This window comes from Mycobacterium sp. AMU20-3851 (assembly GCF_043974665.1).
Lineage (GTDB): Bacteria > Actinomycetota > Actinomycetes > Mycobacteriales > Mycobacteriaceae > Mycobacterium.
The window spans coordinates 4,912,989-4,926,931 of record NZ_CP146371.1 but is presented as its reverse complement, the minus strand read 5'-3'; the positions used below and the strand labels follow the sequence as shown (position 1 = coordinate 4,926,931).

Below are 13,943 nucleotides of genomic sequence, written 5' to 3'. Positions count from 1 at the left end.
TCACCAGACCTTCGGCTCTCGGCCGGTGTCCATCCACACCGTGCCGCGCCGCTCGTAGGCGAACATCTGCTCGACGGCGACTGCGATACGCGGGCCGTAATTGCGGTGCAACAGATGCAGGGCCAGATCCAGCCCTGAGGTCACCCCGCCCGCGGTGACCAGATCGCCGTCGTCGACCACCCGGGCCGACACCGGGATGGCGCCGGTCGCCTCCAACACGTCGACGCCGAGATGATGTGTGGTGGCGTGCCGGCCGTCGATCAGTCCGGCCATCGCCAGTGCCAGCGACCCCCCGCACACCGTGGCCACCGTGACGGCCGGGTTGTCCAGCGCGGCACGGATCAACGGCACGGCCTCGGTGTCGCCGAACCGGGCCAGCAGCACCGGGATGGTCGCCACCTCGTCGGGGTCGCCATCGAGTGGGCCGACGGCTCCGGGCACGATCACGAAACCGGGCCGGGCCGGATCCAGCCGGGCGGTGGCCTGCAGGGGCAGTCCGCGGGAACCGCTCACGACGGTGCGGGGCCCTTCGGCGGAGACGAGTTCGACGGCGAGTTCCCCGCCGAGATAATCACTTCCGGCGACCAGGACTTCGTAGGGGGCGATGACGTCGAGTGGGTCGAACCCGTCGAACAACACGATCTGTGCGTACATGTCCTTCATCGTGCTGGGGGAGGGGAGTGTCCGGCAGTGGCTGACGCGTCACCCTGCGCCACGATCTGGCCAATGTTTCAGCCGGCCTGCTGCTCCCGAAAAGTGTTGCGGTAAACCTGCGGAGCGACACCGCTGAGCCGGCGGAACTGCTGGCGGAAGTTGGCCGGCGAGCTGAATCCCACGTCGCGCCCGATCCTTTCGACGCCATGGGCGGAGTGTTCGAGAAGTTCCTGCGCGTGCCGGACCCGGACGCCGTTGACCCACTGCATCGGGGTCTGGCCGACCTCGGCCTGGAAGCGCCGACTCAGGGTCCGCACACTCATCGCGGCGTGCGTGGCGATGTCGGTCAGGGTGATGTCGCGATGGGCGTTGCGCTCGATCCACGCCAGCACCGCGTCCAGCTCGGTCCGGGATCCGATGGCGTTGAGAGGAAGCGTGTTTCGCACGATGAACTGCGCCTGCCCGCCGCTGCGGTGCAATGGCGCGACGGCGAGCCGGGCGGAGGTCGCCGCGGCGGCGGCACCGTGGTCCTGCGCCACCATGTACAGACACAGATCCAGCCCGGCCGATGCGCCGGCCGAGGTGAGGATCTGACCTTCGTCGACGTAGAGCACGTCCGGGTCGAGGTTCACCCCCGGATGCGCGGCGCGGAACAGGTCGGCGGCCATCCAGTGCGTGGTCGCGCGCAGCCCGTCGAGCAGTCCGGCCGCGGCCAGCACGAAGGCGCCGGTGCAGATCGAGGCGATGCGGGCGCCCGCGTCGTGTGCGGCCCGCAGCGCGTCGAGCACGTCGGGGGACACCTCGGCGGCGGCGTCGTTGCGCCCGGGCACGATGACGGTGTCCGCGCCGGCCAGTGCGTCCAGACCGTGATCGGTGCTGATACGCAGCGGCCCGGCCGGGACCAGCGGTTCGGTGCCGCACACCTGCAACCGGTAGCCGGGGCTGCCGTCGGGCAGGGTGGCCCGGCCGAACACCTCTACCGGGACACTCAGGTCGAACGCGATCACGTCGTCCAACGCCAGGATCGCCACCGTGCGCATGGGCGGACCCTAACAGCGCTGCTCGAGGGCGGCCGGCCGATCGCCCCACGGCGCTGCGTGCACCATCTGCGGGAACGTCACCGACGGGCCGTTGACGATCTGGTGGATGTGGGCCGGGAACGAGAACGGCGGGGCCTTGTCCGGGTCGGCCAACGTGCCGCGGGCGATCTCCGCGGCGATGGCGAATCCGAGGTCGTGGCGCGGCCAGGCGGCGTGCACCCGGTCGGCGAAGCCGGTGGGCAGGACATCCGACCCGAAGCCGTTGATGTCCAGCGAGATGCCACCGAAGGCAACCGCCTGGACGGGGCCGAAGCGGTGCGCCAGGCCGACACTGGTGTGCAGGGCGATGGCCTGCCAGACCGGGATGCGGCGGTGCTCGGCCAGGCCGTGCTCCTGCAGGAACCGGGCGGCGGCGTCGGCACCGTCGACTTCGAAACGCTGGTTTCCGTCGCCGTGGCCGGTGAGGCCCAGGTCGTGCAGGACGCAGGCCAGGAACACCAACTCCTCGTCGTAGTCGATGCCCTGGGCAGCGGCGAGTTCGCGGGCGAACAGATAGCTGCGGGCGCAGTGGTTGGCCAGATATGCGGGGGAGACACCGATGACCAATCGCATTGCCGCCGAGCAGATATCGGTGTCGGGCAGGTTCCAGGCCGCGGTGTCGATGTCCATGCCCGTCAGGCTGCCGGATCCGCCGAGAACGGGACAGTGGCCAGATGGCCACATTCCGCCTATATCTGGCCATCGGCGCGTCGGCGCTGGTGGAAAAACCGCACGAAATCGCGTGTTTAACCGCACATCCAGAAAAGTCGCATCTGCGGTGCAGGATTTGTAGCGTCAGTGCCATGCAACTCACCCGGTTCACCGATCTGGGGCTGCGCACCATGATGCTGCTGGCCGCGGGCGACGCGGCCGACCGCCGCATCACCACCCGCACCATCGCGGTCGGCGCCGGCGCTTCCGAGCATCACATCGCCAAAGCCGTTGCGCGCCTTGTCGAACTCGGCATGGTCAATGCCCGGCGCGGCCGGGTGGGTGGGCTCTCGCTGACCGAGGAGGGCCGCACGGTGTCGTTGGGCTGGCTGGTGCGCCGGCTGGAAGGCGACGCCGAAGTCATCGACTGTGACGGCGGCAGCCCGTGCCCGCTGATCGCCGCGTGCCGGCTGCGCCGGGTGCTCGCCGGGGCCAAAGAGGCCTTCTACCGCGAGCTGGACAACCACACCCTCGAAGACCTGGCCGGCAGCGGCTTGCTGCCGGTCGTGACAATTCCGCTGGAAAGGATCACCCCATGACCGTCGTCGCTGCCCCCGAGGAACTGCAGCCCGCGCACGCCGAGATCATCACGGCCACGCTGCCCTTGGTCGGAGCCAACATCGATGCGATCACCCAGGCCTTCTACCGGCGGCTGTTCGACGCCCACCCGGCGCTGATCCGCAACCTGTTCAACCGGGGCAACCAGGCCCAGGGCGCCCAGCAGCGCGCACTGGCCGCGTCCATCGCGACGTTCGCGACCCACCTGGTGAACCCCGACCTGCCGCACCCGGCCGAACTGCTGTCCCGGATCGGGCACAAGCACGCCTCGCTGGGGGTGACCGCCGAGCAGTACCCGATCGTGCACGAGCACCTGTTCGCCGCGATCGTCGAGGTGCTCGGCGCGGACACCGTGACCGCCGAGGTGGCCGAGGCCTGGGACCGGGTCTACTGGATCATGGCGCAGACGCTGATCGACCTGGAGCGCGCGCTCTACGCCGAGGCCGGGGTGGCCGACGGTGACGTCTATCGGCGCGCGCAGGTGAGCGCCCGGGTCGACGACCCGTCCGGGGCGGTGTTGGTGACGGTCAGCGGCGTCGACGCCGATTTCGGGGCAGGGCAGTACGTTTCGGTGGGCGTGACGCTGCCCGACGGGGCCCGTCAGCTGCGTCAGTACAGCCTGGTCAACAAGGGCGGAAACGGTGAGCTGACGTTCGCGGTCAAGCCGGCCGGCGAGGTGTCGGAGTGGATCCGGGACAACCTGCGGGTCGGCGATCAGCTCGACATCACCCTGCCGTTCGGCGACCTGCCCGCCCCGGCGCCCGGCGTTCCGCTGGTGCTGATTTCCGCGGGGATCGGCATCACCCCGATGATCGGCATCCTGGAGACACTCGACGCCGACGCCCGGGTGCAGGTGTTGCACGCCGACCGCAGCAGCCACACCCACCCGCTGCGCGAGCGCCAACGCGAGCTGCTGGCCGCGCTGCCCAACGCGACGCTGGATGTCTGGTACGAGGACGGCGGTGACGGAGCGCGCCAGGGCTTCCTGTCGCTGGACGGCATCGAGCTGCCGGCCGACGCCGAGGTCTACCTGTGCGGCGCGGACGGCTTCGTCCGGGCCGTCCGCGACCAGCTGGTGGCCCGCGGCGTGACCCGGGTGCACTGCGAGCTGTTCAGCCCCAACGACTGGCTGCTGGATTAGGTCTGACGAGCCAAACTCACATCAGGGACGTCTGTCAGTAAACGGGCGTCCCTGATGTGATTCGCGCGACTGCTTGTCGGGTGCCGGTGCCACCATCCCGCCATGGGGGTTTTCATCGGCAGCGAGGCGTTGGCGGCGGGGAAGGTGACCCGCAATGACCTGCGTCGCCAATACAGACGCTTGTTTCCCGACGTGTACGCCCGGCTGCGCCCACCCTGCAGGACCGCGCGAGGGGCGCTTGGCTCTGGTCCGGCCGGCGCGGAGTGATCGCGGGTGTCGCGGCCTCCGCCCTGCACCGGGCCAACTGGGTAGCGATCGAACAACCCGTCGAGATGCTCTGGCACAGCACCCGACCGCCGGCGGGCGTGGTCGTGCGGAATGAGCTCTACGCGGACGACGAGACGACGATGTTCTTCGACGTGCCGGTCACCACCCCGGCCCGCACCCTGTTCGACCTGGGGCGACATCTACCCCGGGATGAGGCGGTGGCGCGGATGGATGCGCTGCTCTGGCGCGGACAGGTGGAGGTCGATGACGTCGAGCCACTGGTTGCGCGGTATCCCGGAGCGCGCGGGGTCCGGCGCCTGCAGACGGCGCTGGCGTTGACCGACCGCGGTGCGGAGTCGCCTCAGGAGACGCGGATAAGACTGCTGCTGACCGATGCCGGCATGGCGCCCACCGGTACCCAGATCCCGGTGTACGACGTGACGGGCCGGATCGTCGCGAAGGTAGACATGGGGTGGGAAGACCTCAAGATCGCCGTCCAGTACGACGGGCGCCGGCACCAGACCGACCGGGTGCGCTACGTCCGGGACCAAAAGGTGAACCGGGCGCTGGCGGAGCAGCACTGGATCGTCATCCGGGTGATCATCGAGGACTCCGACGCTGACGTCGTCGGCCGCGTCGCGACGGCCTTGGTCAGCCGGGGATGGCGGGCCGCGTGACCGGATCGGGGTAGAGGGGTTTCAGTGTGGGACCGATGGGTTCGCGAAACGGAAACCGGGTAGCCGAAACCAGGGAATCGGCTACCTACCTTCAGTCTGGGTGCCAAAGACCCGGGACGAGGCCCCGAAAAGCCCCCAAAACAGGCCAACTACCTGGCGTTTTGGCTCCACCGACGCCGGGAATGTACCCTCTTTAAGGCCCTACGGCCGAAGGTAGTGCAAGGCCCCCTTAGCTCAGTCGGCAGAGCGTTTCCATGGTAAGGAAAAGGTCAACGGTTCGATTCCGTTAGGGGGCTCGGTAGACGCCCGGCGGCTCCCGCCCGCGTCGATCGGGGCGGTGTAGCTCAGCTGGTTAGAGCGCACGACTCATAATCGTGAGGTCGGGGGATCGAGTCCCCCCACCGCTACAGGCAGAACAACGAGAGGCAAGAGACGTGGCGTCGAGTACCGACGTACGGCCGAAGATCACTTTGGCCTGCGAGGTGTGCAAGCACCGTAACTACATCACCAAGAAGAACCGGCGGAACGATCCCGATCGCCTGGAGATCAAGAAGTTCTGCCCGAACTGCGGTCACCACCAGCCCCACAAAGAGTCGCGTTAACTCTTAGTCGTGTCGCTGTCGGAGAAGATTGTCGGGATGCACTTCCGGTATCCCGACGCCTACGAGGTCGGTCGCGAAAAGATCCGCGAACACGCCCTCGCCGTCAAGAATGACGATGCGTTTTATTTCGATGAGGCTGTCGCCGCCGGGCTCGGGCATGACTCGCTGCCGGCGCCGCTGACGTTCATCTGCATCTTCGGTTACACGGCTCAGTTGGCTTTCTTCGACAACGCGGGGATCAGTATCAAGGACGCTCAGATCGTCCAGGTTGATCAGGCGCTGAAGTTCGAACGGCCCATCCGGGCCGGCGACAAGTTGTATTGCGACGTCTACGTGGACTCGGTCCGTCAGGCGCACGGCACGGACATCATCGTCACCAAGAACATCATCACCAACGAAAACGGTGACATCGTTCAGGAGGCCTACACGACCCTTGCGGGGCGTTCGGGCGACGGAGAAGAGGGCTTTTCAGATGGCACTGCGTGAATTCAGTTCGGTCAGCGTCGGCGACACCCTTCCCGAGAAGGTGATCCCGCTGACCCGTCAGGACCTGGTGAACTACGCCGGGGTTTCCGGCGATTTGAACCCGATCCATTGGGATGACGAGATCGCCAAGCAGGTCGGCCTGGACACCGCGATCGCGCACGGCATGCTCACCATGGGGCTCGGTGGCGGCTACGTCACCTCCTGGGTGGGTGACCCGGCCGCGGTCACCGAGTACAACGTGCGGTTCACCGCCGTGGTGCCGGTTCCCAACGACGGTGTGGGCGCCGAGATCGTCTTCAACGGCCGGGTGAAGTCGGTGGATGAGGAAGCCAAGTCGGTGACGATCGCACTGTCGGCGACCACCGGTGGCAAGAAGATCTTCGGCCGCGCCATCGCGACCGCGAAGCTGGCTTGATCCATGGCATTGAAGGCAGACATCCGCGGGATGGTCTACAAGTACCCCGAGGTCTTCATCGTCGGGCGCGAGCAGGTCAAGAGTTTCGCAAAAGCGGTCAAGTCCGAGCATCCGGCCTCACTGCACGAAGAGGCGGCCGCCGAACTGGGCCATGACACTCTGGTCGCGGGCCCGACGTTCGTCTCGATCCTGGCCAACCTGGTTCAGCAGGACTTCTTCCGCAATGTCGATGTCGGCATGGAGACCATGCAGATCATCCAGGTCGACCAGCGGTTCGTGTACACCCGCCCGATCAAGGTCGGCGATCAGCTCAACGCTGAGCTGGAAGTCATGTCGGTCGAGAACCGGTTCAATGCCGACATCGTCGTCACGCGCAACATCCTGCGCGACGAGAACGGCGAGGTGGTCATGGAGGCGTACACCACGCTGATGGGTCATGAGGGGGACAACTCGGTGTCGGTGCGCTACGACCGCGAGTCTGGCCAGGTTCTACGTACGGCTGCAGCAGGGGATTAGTAACTAAGTCTTGGGCCGATGTACACTCGGCTCTCGGGGTTTTCCCACTACAGCGCGCTGTCCGTCGGTTCGGAAATCGGCCGGTCGGGGAGCGCGTCACTGTGTGAGGCCTCGAACGAAGGGGCGTAGCTCAATTGGCAGAGCAGCGGTCTCCAAAACCGCAGGTTGCAGGTTCAAGTCCTGTCGCCCCTGCTCAAACTGAATACTCGACAAGTGTGGACACTGGAAGGTGACCACACGCAACCAGACGAAAGGCATGCGGTGAGCGACGATCAACCGCCTCTGGGGCCTTCGGCAGGCGAGGGGCCGGTGGACGGCGGGACGAGCGGTTCCGCCGGGGCTCCCGCCGGTCCGCTGCGTCCTTCGGGCAAGCGGTCGCGACGCACGGCAGCCGAGCCGGCCGGGGGCGCCGTCGCGGTGGCTGGAGACTCTGGGGCTGACGACGCGGACGATGCCGGTACCGACGAGAAGCCGGCCAAGCGTACGAAGACCGCGAAGGCCGCCAAGTCGACGGACGGTGCCCGGCTGAACCCGTTCGCCTTCGTCTGGAACTACCTCAAGCAGGTCGTCGGGGAACTGCGCAAGGTCATCTGGCCGAACCGCAAGCAGATGGTCACGTACACCACGGTTGTCTTGGTGTTCTTGGCCTTTATGGTGGCGATGATCGGTGGTGTCGACCTCGGGCTGGCCAAGCTCGTGTCGTACATCTTCGGCTGACCCACGTATTGAGAGAGGACTGACAACCGTGACTAGCTTCGACGGCGACGATCAACTCGACGCCGAAACGCCTTCGGGTGAAGCCGTCGACGTGATCGACGAGACGCCTGCGGCTGACGAAGCCGGTGAGACCCCGGTGGAGGCAGAGGCCGCTGAGCCTGCGGAAGCCGCAGAGGACGCTGCCCTCGAGGACGAGGATCCGGCGGTCGCCCTGAAGAAGGACCTGCGGACCCGTCCGGGCAACTGGTACGTCATCCACTCGTACGCCGGTTACGAGAACAAGGTGAAGGCCAACCTCGAGACCCGCGTGCAGAACCTCGACGTCGGCGATTACATCTTCCAGGTCGAGGTGCCCACCGAAGAGGTCACCGAGATCAAGAACGGCCAGCGCAAGCAGGTCAACCGCAAGGTGCTGCCGGGCTACATCCTGGTGCGCATGGAGCTCAACGACGAGTCCTGGGGCGCGGTGCGCAACACGCCCGGTGTCACCGGGTTCGTGGGTGCGACGTCCAAGCCGTCCCCGCTGTCGCTGGACGACGTGGTGAAGTTCCTGCTTCCGCCGGCTGCGGCGAAGAAGCCCGCCGCCAAGACCAGCGCGGCTGCCGCGTCCACCGAGGCCACCCTGGAGCGCCCGGAGATCCTGGTCGACTTCGAGGTCGGCGAGTCCGTCACCGTCATGGACGGTCCGTTCGCGACGCTGCCCGCGTCGATCAGCGAGGTCAACGCCGAGCAGCAGAAGCTCAAGGTGCTGGTGTCGATCTTCGGTCGTGAGACGCCGGTCGAGCTGACGTTCACGCAGGTCGCGAAGATTTAGTTTTCGGGCCCGGATATCGGCCGGGCCCATTGAGAGAAGGAAAAACCAGAGCATGGCCCCGAAGAAGAAGGTCGTCGGGTTGATCAAGCTCCAGATCCAGGCCGGGCAGGCCAACCCTGCTCCGCCCGTGGGTCCGGCGCTCGGCCAGCACGGCGTCAACATCATGGAGTTCTGCAAGGCGTACAACGCCGCGACCGAGTCGCAGCGCGGGAACGTCATCCCCGTGGAGATCAGTGTCTACGAGGACCGCACCTTCACGTTCGCCCTGAAGACCCCGCCCGCCGCCAAGCTGCTGCTCAAGGCCGCAGGCGTGCAGAAGGGTTCCGGCACCCCGCACACCACCAAGGTCGCCAAGGTGACTTGGGATCAGGTGCGCGAGATCGCCGAGACCAAGAAAGAAGATCTCAACGCCAACGACATCGACGCTGCCGCGAAGATCATCGCCGGTACCGCTCGGTCCATGGGCATCACTGTCGAGTAGCTTGCGGATCGACCAGACAAGGGTCGAATATCCGTTTCCCGTGGGAGAGCCCGCTTCGGCTCGCAACCACGACCTCTGAACTGGAGAACAAATGAGCAAGAACAGCAAGGCTTACCGCGAAGCCGCCGCGAAGGTGGATCGCGAAAATCTCTACACCCCGCTCCAGGCCGCGAAGCTGGCCAAGGAGACCTCTTCGAAGAAGCAGGACGCGACCGTCGAGGTGGCGATCCGCTTGGGTGTCGACCCCCGCAAGGCGGACCAGATGGTGCGTGGCACCGTCAACCTGCCGCACGGCACCGGTAAGACGGCCCGTGTCGCGGTGTTCGCGGTGGGAGAGAAGGCCGAGCAGGCTGCCGCTGCAGGCGCCGATATCGTCGGCAGCGATGACCTGATCGAGAAGATCCAGGGCGGTTTCCTGGACTTCGACGCCGCGATCGCGACCCCCGACCAGATGGCCAAGGTCGGCCGCATTGCGCGCGTGCTCGGCCCGCGTGGTCTGATGCCGAACCCGAAGACCGGCACCGTGACGGCTGACGTCACCAAGGCGGTCAACGACATCAAGGGCGGCAAGATCAACTTCCGCGTCGACAAGCAGGCCAACCTGCACTTCGTGATCGGCAAGGCCTCCTTCGACGCGACCAAGCTCGCGGAGAACTACGGCGCCGCCCTCGAAGAGGTGCTGCGGGCCAAGCCGTCGTCCTCGAAGGGCCGTTACCTGAAGAAGGTCACCGTCTCGACCACCACCGGCCCGGGCATCCCGGTCGACCCGGCGGTCACCCGCAACTTTGCGGTGGAGGAGCAGGCGTAAGCCCCTCTTAGAATCTCATCCCGAAACCCCGTCCTTGTGGCGGGGTTTCGGCGTTTCCGGATCAGCTGGGATCCTGCGGAATCGCGATGGTGGCCAGCAGCGCTCGGTGATCCGAGCCCGGGATGTCGACCGAATGGATCGACTGTGCCGATGAATTGCGGGTCAGCACATGGTCGATGGCGATCACCGGCGGGATCCACGGGTGCGGGGAGTAGGTGGGCATGAAGCCCGCCCCGGTCTGGTTGACGGCATCGCGGTAGCCCGCGTCGAGTAGGTCGCGGAACTGTCGCATATCGGCCGTGGCGTTGAAGTCGCCGGCAATGATCACCGCGGCCGGCCCCGCGGTTTCGGCGTACTCGGCGAATTCGGCCTTGGCATTGGTGATGTGGTGATTCCACTTATCGAAGGTGTTGGCGCCGCCGGCGACCGGTGACATCAGGTGTACGGCGGCCACCACGGGCTGGTCTCGGACGCCAGGAACGCGGACACGCGCCGCAATGAAATTGTTCCGATAGGTCGGCCGGGGCAGTTCGGCGAGCGGATACCGGCTCCACAGGCCCATGCCGCCGGCGCTGGGTCGCGGATTGAGTATGGAATACGGAAAGACCTTGCGGATACCGGCTTCACGGAACCGCGCAGCCGCCTCGGCGGTCAGCTCGGGGACGGCGATCACATCCGCGCTGCTGACGGCGAGGTCGACGAAGAACCTCGCATCGGCCTCGCCCTTCTGGATATTGGAGGAGAAGATCCGAAGTTCGACGGTCTCGGGGCCGATGTCGGACGGCTGTCCCAGGTAGAACCACGGCGCCTGGACCGCCACCGACGCCGTGAGCACCATCGCCGCGGCGACTGCGAGCAGTCTTTTGCGATACACGATCGCGATCACCAGGGCTGCCAAAGATGCCAGCGGAGCATAGGGCGCGCTGGCGGCCACGATGAGCGCCGCCAGATTCGACAGCGACAGCGCTGGTGCCAGCAGCGCCGCCGCACCGTAGAGAACCGCAGCAGCGGCCAGAACAACCGGCAGTCCAGGACGTTGCGGATGCCCTGACCGGGGGCGACGTCGGTGTAGGCGAAAGCTCAGCGAGGACGGCAAAGTTCGAGCACCGGAGGCAGCAGCGCGGCGATCTGTCCGCCGACCGCCGTGAATACCTCCCGGCTTTGGCCGATGGGGTCGGGAATATCGGGGATGTCGCTCAAGATCAGCTGGGGCCGCAGATTAGCGAGATCTACTAGGTTCTTGGCCCCGAGGTCCTCGACGAGCCGCGCGGCTTCCGGAAGACTGAAGGTCCTTTTGAGTCTATGTGGAGCAAGCTCCAGGACCCTGTCGCGATGTGCACCAGTCATCGTGAGTATCAAATCTGCGGTAGACGCGATCTTCGGAGTCAACTGCCTCGCAGCGAAGTTGGAGGCGTCCCCGCCAAGTCCCTCAAGGACGCGCTCTGCATCGGGGTGAATCGGGTGAGCGATGACTGCACGGCTGCCCGCACTCGTGGCCACGAAGTCGGAGATGCCAGATTGTGCGCAGTACGCCTGTGCCAGACGTTCAGCGGTGGGTGAACGGCAGATATTCCCAGTACAGACGAAGAGGACGTGCAGAGCAGGCTCCTTAACTCGATGTTTGAGTCGTACTCTCGTTCGTGCTCAGCCGCCACGAGATCCGTATTCAAGTATCGGTGCAGATCGCTTCCGGGTGCCACCCGTCGGCCTTTTGGGAAGACATCGATGATTCTGGCAAAAACACCGGGGCGAGTACGCGGGGGTCGGATCCGACGGATTCATCGTTAGTGGGCAACTCCGGGTCAACCGCGGCAGCAACTGCCCGGCGGCCCTATGTAACCGGCCAGACTCGGGATCATCAGAGGTTCCCCGAAGAGGAAGCTTCTAAATGCAAGAAATTTGCTGTAATGGCGCGCCCGGCGCACAGTTGGGCTGCGTCGGGGCGTGTCCGCATTGCGAAGTTGGCATGGCAGGCAAATGACGCCCAAGTGAAATACCGACCGTTCATGCGAGTCCAGCAAACAATAGCGAAATGGACGGTCAATCGTGCCGAAACAAGGGCGCGCCAAGCCGGCCTTGAGCCACCTGCAACGCGTCTACCAGCTCATTTACGTGATTGAGCACGCGGTTAGCTCGGGTGGTGAAGTTAACTTTGGGAAAAATCGCCAATCCAACTTTCTGAGCCGTCAATTAGGCATTAACATGCAGATCAATGGATATGGAGGCGGGCGGCAAAAGGGGCGGGGTGGCAGAACGTCGAGTAGTCGCTAATCTCTTAGTTAAACCTGGACGGCAAACCACCCAAACGTGGGCTGCAGGAGGTTGGGGGGATCGAGAATGGGACAGTCGTCCAACTCTTTCGCTGCCGGCCGGAGCGCATCGATTCGATCTGTGGAGAAGCCGGTCCGCGCACGACGTTTGCCAGTTGACGTGGCCGTAAATAATACATCAGATGGGCAGGTCTGAAGGCATGACAGTGGTCGATCCCTCATCCGCAGCAGTGCTTCGCCATATTGATACGGACGCCGACTCTGACCTTCAGGGGCGAGAAGGCGAGCGCTACCGCGATGCACGCTCCGTTGCAGACCGGCTGATCGATGGGGACGCCCAAGCGAGCGGAGTTGTCGTAGGCAACCCGGGCTCGTATCTGTCGCCGCGCCAACGGGAGCGGTCTCCGAGGCGTTACCTGGGTCGTGTGCGGGCGTGGATGGTTGTGCCGGTCGTCGATTTCCTGATGATGCTTGCTCCACTCGCATGGCGACCGCCTCAGCCTCTTACGGTCCTGACAATGGCGGTACTGGGTGTGCTGCTGCTGACCAACGGCGGTCGCTATGTAGCCCCGCTGCACCTCAGTGTTCTGGACGAGCTCCCAACGATCATCACGCGGCTGCTGGCTTCGGTGGCAGCCGTCGCCGCGATAGTGCTTTTTCTGCATCAGAAGGCCCAAGTGCAGGTCTTCCTCGAGACAGCGTGTCAGGCGGTAGCGCTCGTTGTGGTTGGAAGGGTTATCACTGGGCGACTGATCGGGGTTGGCAGGCGCTGCGGGATCGCCAAACATCGCACGATACTTATAGGCGGCGGACCGGTCGCCGCTGAACTCGCGAGAACTCTTGCAGAGCACCGGGAATACGGACTGAAGGTCGAGGGCTTCGTCGACAACGGCGAAGGGTTCGCTGCCGAGGAAAACGTACCGTTCTTGGGTCGCCTCGCGGATCTCGACATGGCTGTGGTGACGACCGGAGCGGACACCGTGCTGTTGGCAGATGGAAACTTCGATGAGCGTGCGCTGATGGATGCGGTACGAACTAAAGTATGCCGGACCACAGAGCTACTGGTTGTCCCCCGCATGCACCACTTCCACACGCAGACGGGGACTGCGGACCACATCGGATCCATTCCGATCATGCGGATCAGGAATCCCAACCTCGGTGGTCCGGCCCGGCTGATCAAGCGAGTGTTCGATATTGCGGTCTCTGCCACCGCATTGTTGGTCCTGCTCCCAGTGCTGGCGCTGGCTGCGCTGGCGGTGCGGATCGAGGGCGGACCGGGAGTAATATTTCGCCAGATCCGCGTCGGACGAGATGGAAAAACATTCGAACTCCTGAAGTTTCGATCAATGCGTCCGGCGAATGAGGCCGAATCTCAGACGCAGTGGAGCGTGGCGGAGGACAGTCGAGTTGGCCGTGTCGGGCGCATCTTGCGCTCAACATCGATCGACGAACTGCCACAGTTGTGGAATATCTTGCGCGGCGATATGACGCTTGTCGGCCCCCGGCCGGAACGTCCTCACTTTGTTCAGCAGTTCTCGACGCAATTTGATCGCTACGCACATCGGCATCGGGTCCAGGTCGGGCTGACCGGCTTCGCCCAAGTCAGCGGACTGAAGGGCGATACGTCGATTGCTGATCGCGCTCGCTACGACAACTTCTACATCGAGAACTGGTCGCTGTGGCTGGACATCAAGATCATCATTCGAACATTCCGTGCAGTCGTGCTGTACCGCGAAAGATAAGTCAG

General features: G+C 65.0%; 17 protein-coding genes, 3 tRNA genes and 1 pseudogene. 15 read left to right on the top strand and 6 right to left on the bottom strand.

Annotated features, from left to right (window positions below):
- The 3 genes from V4U86_RS23525 to V4U86_RS23515 all read right to left on the bottom strand — a co-directional run bounded on the left by V4U86_RS23525 (nucleotide 1) and on the right by V4U86_RS23515 (nucleotide 2,363).
- The gene (locus V4U86_RS23525; RefSeq protein ID WP_395308274.1) at nucleotides 1-654 is read right to left on the bottom strand and encodes a DJ-1/PfpI family protein; all 654 of its coding nucleotides are present in this window, start codon (nucleotides 652-654) and stop codon (nucleotides 1-3) included.
- Between the two features lie 77 nt (nucleotides 655-731).
- A complete protein-coding gene (locus tag V4U86_RS23520; RefSeq protein ID WP_395308273.1) occupies nucleotides 732-1,694 on the bottom strand; it encodes a GlxA family transcriptional regulator in 963 nt (320 codons plus the stop codon).
- Nucleotides 1,695-1,703: 9 nt separating this feature from the next.
- Entirely contained in the window at nucleotides 1,704-2,363 is a 660-nt protein-coding gene (locus tag V4U86_RS23515) for an HD domain-containing protein (protein WP_395308272.1), read from the bottom strand.
- Between the two features lie 173 nt (nucleotides 2,364-2,536).
- Between V4U86_RS23515 and V4U86_RS23510 the strand changes: the two genes are divergently transcribed.
- From V4U86_RS23510 to rplA, 14 genes are all read left to right on the top strand, one after another.
- Nucleotides 2,537-2,983 carry an RrF2 family transcriptional regulator gene (locus V4U86_RS23510; RefSeq protein WP_395308271.1) on the top strand — a complete coding sequence of 149 codons (447 nt, stop codon included), beginning with the start codon at nucleotides 2,537-2,539 and terminating at the stop codon, nucleotides 2,981-2,983.
- On the top strand, nucleotides 2,980-4,143 hold the full coding sequence (locus tag V4U86_RS23505) for a globin domain-containing protein (protein ID WP_395308270.1): 1,164 nt from the start codon (nucleotides 2,980-2,982) through the stop codon (nucleotides 4,141-4,143). Before V4U86_RS23510 ends, V4U86_RS23505 begins: the two co-directional genes overlap by 4 nt.
- A 263-nt stretch (nucleotides 4,144-4,406) precedes the next feature.
- Nucleotides 4,407-5,087 carry a hypothetical protein gene (locus V4U86_RS23500; protein WP_395308269.1) on the top strand — a complete coding sequence of 227 codons (681 nt, stop codon included), beginning with the start codon at nucleotides 4,407-4,409 and terminating at the stop codon, nucleotides 5,085-5,087.
- A 223-nt stretch (nucleotides 5,088-5,310) separates the two neighbouring features.
- A tRNA-Thr gene (locus tag V4U86_RS23495) sits at nucleotides 5,311-5,383 on the top strand.
- 37 nt (nucleotides 5,384-5,420) lie between these two features.
- Nucleotides 5,421-5,494: transfer RNA gene (locus tag V4U86_RS23490), tRNA-Met, on the top strand.
- Between the two features lie 27 nt (nucleotides 5,495-5,521).
- Nucleotides 5,522-5,689 carry a 50S ribosomal protein L33 gene (gene rpmG, locus V4U86_RS23485; RefSeq protein WP_023985310.1) on the top strand — a complete coding sequence of 56 codons (168 nt, stop codon included), beginning with the start codon at nucleotides 5,522-5,524 and terminating at the stop codon, nucleotides 5,687-5,689.
- Between the two features lie 9 nt (nucleotides 5,690-5,698).
- Complete coding sequence (gene hadA / locus V4U86_RS23480) at nucleotides 5,699-6,175, top strand: (3R)-hydroxyacyl-ACP dehydratase subunit HadA (RefSeq protein ID WP_395308268.1); 477 nt, start codon at nucleotides 5,699-5,701, stop codon at nucleotides 6,173-6,175.
- Complete coding sequence (gene hadB / locus V4U86_RS23475) at nucleotides 6,162-6,590, top strand: (3R)-hydroxyacyl-ACP dehydratase subunit HadB (RefSeq protein ID WP_395308267.1); 429 nt, start codon at nucleotides 6,162-6,164, stop codon at nucleotides 6,588-6,590. Before hadA ends, hadB begins: the two co-directional genes overlap by 14 nt.
- Before the next feature lie 3 nt (nucleotides 6,591-6,593).
- Nucleotides 6,594-7,106, top strand: coding sequence for a (3R)-hydroxyacyl-ACP dehydratase subunit HadC (gene hadC / locus V4U86_RS23470; RefSeq protein WP_395308266.1), 513 nt, complete (start codon nucleotides 6,594-6,596; stop codon nucleotides 7,104-7,106).
- Between the two features lie 119 nt (nucleotides 7,107-7,225).
- Nucleotides 7,226-7,298 (top strand) — tRNA-Trp (locus tag V4U86_RS23465).
- A 69-nt stretch (nucleotides 7,299-7,367) separates the two neighbouring features.
- Nucleotides 7,368-7,823: a preprotein translocase subunit SecE gene (secE, locus tag V4U86_RS23460; protein ID WP_395308265.1), complete on the top strand. Its 456-nt coding sequence runs from the start codon at nucleotides 7,368-7,370 to the stop codon at nucleotides 7,821-7,823.
- Between the two features lie 28 nt (nucleotides 7,824-7,851).
- Entirely contained in the window at nucleotides 7,852-8,637 is a 786-nt protein-coding gene (gene nusG, locus V4U86_RS23455) for a transcription termination/antitermination protein NusG (RefSeq protein WP_395308264.1), read from the top strand.
- 52 nt (nucleotides 8,638-8,689) lie between these two features.
- Nucleotides 8,690-9,118, top strand: coding sequence for a 50S ribosomal protein L11 (rplK, locus tag V4U86_RS23450; protein ID WP_087031297.1), 429 nt, complete (start codon nucleotides 8,690-8,692; stop codon nucleotides 9,116-9,118).
- 91 nt (nucleotides 9,119-9,209) lie between these two features.
- A complete protein-coding gene (gene rplA, locus V4U86_RS23445) occupies nucleotides 9,210-9,926 on the top strand; it encodes a 50S ribosomal protein L1 (RefSeq protein WP_395308263.1) in 717 nt (238 codons plus the stop codon).
- A 61-nt stretch (nucleotides 9,927-9,987) separates the two neighbouring features.
- On the opposite strand, the gene V4U86_RS23440 is transcribed toward rplA, so the two are convergent.
- The 3 genes and pseudogenes from V4U86_RS23440 to V4U86_RS23430 all read right to left on the bottom strand — a co-directional run.
- Nucleotides 9,988-10,812 (bottom strand): endonuclease/exonuclease/phosphatase family protein, encoded by an 825-nt coding sequence (locus V4U86_RS23440; protein ID WP_395308262.1) that lies wholly within the window; start codon nucleotides 10,810-10,812, stop codon nucleotides 9,988-9,990.
- A 194-nt stretch (nucleotides 10,813-11,006) separates the two neighbouring features.
- Nucleotides 11,007-11,273, bottom strand: a complete 267-nt coding sequence (locus tag V4U86_RS23435; protein WP_395308261.1) for a hypothetical protein — start codon at nucleotides 11,271-11,273, stop codon at nucleotides 11,007-11,009.
- A 3-nt stretch (nucleotides 11,274-11,276) separates the two neighbouring features.
- A pseudogene (locus V4U86_RS23430) lies at nucleotides 11,277-11,468 on the bottom strand (protein-tyrosine-phosphatase); the annotation flags it as partial.
- 928 nt (nucleotides 11,469-12,396) lie between these two features.
- Here V4U86_RS23430 and V4U86_RS23425 point away from each other — a divergent pair.
- Nucleotides 12,397-13,938, top strand: a complete 1,542-nt coding sequence (locus V4U86_RS23425; RefSeq protein ID WP_395308260.1) for a sugar transferase — start codon at nucleotides 12,397-12,399, stop codon at nucleotides 13,936-13,938.
- The last annotated feature ends 5 nt before the right edge of the window (nucleotides 13,939-13,943 follow it).

Excerpts from the sequence above, each read along its gene's own strand:
- V4U86_RS23525 (WP_395308274.1), bottom strand. The coding sequence starts at position 654 with ATGTACGCACAGATCGTGTTGTTCGACGGGTTCGACCCACTCGACGTC.
- V4U86_RS23520 (WP_395308273.1), bottom strand. The coding sequence starts at position 1,694 with ATGCGCACGGTGGCGATCCTGGCGTTGGACGACGTGATCGCGTTCGAC.
- V4U86_RS23515 (WP_395308272.1), bottom strand. The coding sequence starts at position 2,363 with ATGGACATCGACACCGCGGCCTGGAACCTGCCCGACACCGATATCTGC.
- V4U86_RS23510 (WP_395308271.1), top strand. The coding sequence starts at position 2,537 with ATGCAACTCACCCGGTTCACCGATCTGGGGCTGCGCACCATGATGCTG.
- V4U86_RS23505 (WP_395308270.1), top strand. The coding sequence starts at position 2,980 with ATGACCGTCGTCGCTGCCCCCGAGGAACTGCAGCCCGCGCACGCCGAG.
- hadB (WP_395308267.1), top strand. The coding sequence starts at position 6,162 with ATGGCACTGCGTGAATTCAGTTCGGTCAGCGTCGGCGACACCCTTCCC.
- hadC (WP_395308266.1), top strand. The coding sequence starts at position 6,594 with ATGGCATTGAAGGCAGACATCCGCGGGATGGTCTACAAGTACCCCGAG.
- rplK (WP_087031297.1), top strand. The coding sequence starts at position 8,690 with ATGGCCCCGAAGAAGAAGGTCGTCGGGTTGATCAAGCTCCAGATCCAG.
- rplA (WP_395308263.1), top strand. The coding sequence starts at position 9,210 with ATGAGCAAGAACAGCAAGGCTTACCGCGAAGCCGCCGCGAAGGTGGAT.
- V4U86_RS23435 (WP_395308261.1), bottom strand. The coding sequence starts at position 11,273 with ATGACTGGTGCACATCGCGACAGGGTCCTGGAGCTTGCTCCACATAGA.
- V4U86_RS23425 (WP_395308260.1), top strand. The coding sequence starts at position 12,397 with ATGACAGTGGTCGATCCCTCATCCGCAGCAGTGCTTCGCCATATTGAT.